Below are 2,048 nucleotides of genomic sequence, written 5' to 3'. Positions count from 1 at the left end.
CTAGGGCGTGTCTCTTAAGGTCGTGGAGGTTGGAGGTCTGACGGTGGGTGGGCTTGGATGCCTCGAGCCCGGGGCACTCGACGCGCCAAAGTCCGCGGCCGCCGGTCTGGATCGCTCACAGGTCACCGGAGCGGACGAGTGCGTAGGGCTGGGAGCGGCCAATGGACATGATGGTCTGCACGCCCTCCAGCGTCATGAAGAGGGGCGTGGCGGTCACCGGCTCTCTGGAGGGCCTGATTACTCGGGGACCTCGCTGAGTTGGGCCTCAATCCGATCCAACCGCTCGGTGATGTTGCGTAGGTGCTCCACGATGAGTTGGTTCGAACCATCGATCGCCGTCGCCGTTTCGCGTCGTGCGCTGGTGACGGTGCGTACCACCCAGACGGTAAGAACAACGAAGATCGCGAGTGGTAGCGCGGCGGCGAGGATGATAACAAATACGGTAGCGGTAAGTGTCACGAAGATTCCCTTTCCTGTTCTTGATTAATCAGGTGCACAATGTGGTCTGGAGTTATTTCAAGCCGAAACGGAGCGACCCAGTAGTGCTTCCTCACTCGGCTCTCTCCGAGCTGTTCCAGGCCACTCTCGATGAGTCGAGCAGCTTCCAAGCGGTTGAGGTGCTGGTAGAGCAGTGGCCGAGACATCCCGAGTCGGCGGGCCAGCTCACTGACATGGGTCGACTCCGTCTTTAGGGAGGCGATAATTCGCAACCGAGGCTCACTTCCGAGAGCACTGAGCATCTGAGCGAGCCGTGCTGCGTCCATTACCCCTCCGGATCGTAATCGAACGATGTCAGGTGTAAGTATATGTTTACAGTCAGCGGTGCGCAAGTTCTGCCGGGTCTGGCGGAGACGCTGGCTGCTCACCCGGGGTGGCCGGTCGAACTGCGGGCCGGCCTGCACCGCCGGCGAGTACGGGAGGGGTCGACCTCATGGGGTCGCCTCCTCCTTGCGCGCGACGAGCTGCGCAGTCTCCTCGCCGCAGCGCTGGATGGACGCCTCGAGCTCGGGGTGCTCGGCGCGCAACTGCCCACGGACGCCGACTTGGACCGAGCGCAGCTCCCCGGAACGGACGAGTGCGTAGGTCTGGGAGCGATATCCCGAAACCTCGTCAAACGAGGTGGTTGAGCCACTGGCTGATCGCGCGGAGGACGGCTCCGGCTCGGTAGGTCAGGCCGAGTTTGTCGTAGCGGGTGGCCAGGCCGCGCCATTGCTTCACGTCGCTGTAGCCGCGCTCGATGACGTTGCGGCCGCGATAGGCCTCCATGTCGAGACCCACGGGGCGTCCGCCGCGTGAACCGCGGTTGCGACGGTGTTGCTGCTGGTCGCTGGGTTCGGGGATCACGGCCTTGATCCCGCGACGGCGCAGAGTCTGGCGGGTGGCGCGGGAGGAGTAGGCCTTGTCGCCGCGCAACATGTCCGGTCTGGTGCGCGGTCTACCTGGTCCCTTGCGGGCGACGGAGAGGGCGTCGAGCAGTGGGGCGAGCATCGGTGAGTCCCCTCCCTGACCGGGTCCGCAGAGGATTACCAGCGGTAGGCCGTGTCCATCGACGAGCTGATGGATCTTCGTCGAGAGCCCGCCGCGGGAACGGCCCAGCGCGTGATCAGCTGGCTCGACGCGGAGATTCTTGTGATTCCACTGCGCCCCCGTGGTGCGCTCGAGGGTGGTGCCGTGCTGGTGAGCGCGGCAGATCGTGGAGTCGACCGCGACCGACCAGTCCAGGTCACCGTCCGCGTCGGCACGGACCAGGAGCGCGTAGAGGACCTGGTCCCAGGTGCCATCAACTGCCCAGGCGCGGTGGCGCTTCCAGACTGTCTGCCAGGGCCCGAAGTCGGCGGGGAGATCGCGCCAGGCGATCCCGCACCGGTAGCGGTAGATGATCCCCTCGACCACCTGTCTATGATCCCGTCTCGGCCTCCCTGACCAGGGGCGCTGAGCGGGGAGCAAGGGCTGGATCGTCTCCCATTGGGTATCGGACAACACGCTTCGCCGGCTCATTGACCTACCGTCACCCCCGCGTCCTCACGAACTTAGGAGACACGCGCTAG

General features: G+C 64.9%; 3 protein-coding genes. All 3 read right to left on the bottom strand.

The window, feature by feature from the left end; translation table 11 throughout:
• Window positions 1-237: 237 nt before the first annotated feature.
• The 3 genes from EDL96_RS13280 to EDL96_RS13265 all read right to left on the bottom strand — a co-directional run bounded on the left by EDL96_RS13280 (window position 238) and on the right by EDL96_RS13265 (window position 1,998).
• On the bottom strand, window positions 238-459 hold the full coding sequence (locus EDL96_RS13280) for a hypothetical protein (RefSeq protein ID WP_025403776.1): 222 nt from the start codon (window positions 457-459) through the stop codon (window positions 238-240).
• Window positions 456-740, bottom strand: coding sequence for an ArsR/SmtB family transcription factor (locus EDL96_RS13275; protein ID WP_233568903.1), 285 nt, complete (start codon window positions 738-740; stop codon window positions 456-458). Before EDL96_RS13275 ends, EDL96_RS13280 begins: the two co-directional genes overlap by 4 nt.
• A 370-nt stretch (window positions 741-1,110) precedes the next feature.
• Window positions 1,111-1,998: an IS5 family transposase gene (locus tag EDL96_RS13265; RefSeq protein WP_123826702.1), complete on the bottom strand. Its 888-nt coding sequence runs from the start codon at window positions 1,996-1,998 to the stop codon at window positions 1,111-1,113.
• Window positions 1,999-2,048: the final 50 nt, after the last annotated feature.

This window comes from Kocuria soli (assembly GCF_003797835.1).
In the GTDB taxonomy this organism is placed as follows: Bacteria; Actinomycetota; Actinomycetes; order Actinomycetales; family Micrococcaceae; genus Kocuria; species Kocuria soli.
This window is presented reverse-complemented; position numbering and strand designations above follow the sequence as displayed.

Bases quoted from the DNA above. Each gene is read 5' to 3' on its own strand.
- EDL96_RS13275 (WP_233568903.1), bottom strand. From the start codon at position 740: ATGCTCAGTGCTCTCGGAAGTGAGCCTCGGTTGCGAATTATCGCCTCC.
- EDL96_RS13265 (WP_123826702.1), bottom strand. From the start codon at position 1,998: ATGAGCCGGCGAAGCGTGTTGTCCGATACCCAATGGGAGACGATCCAG.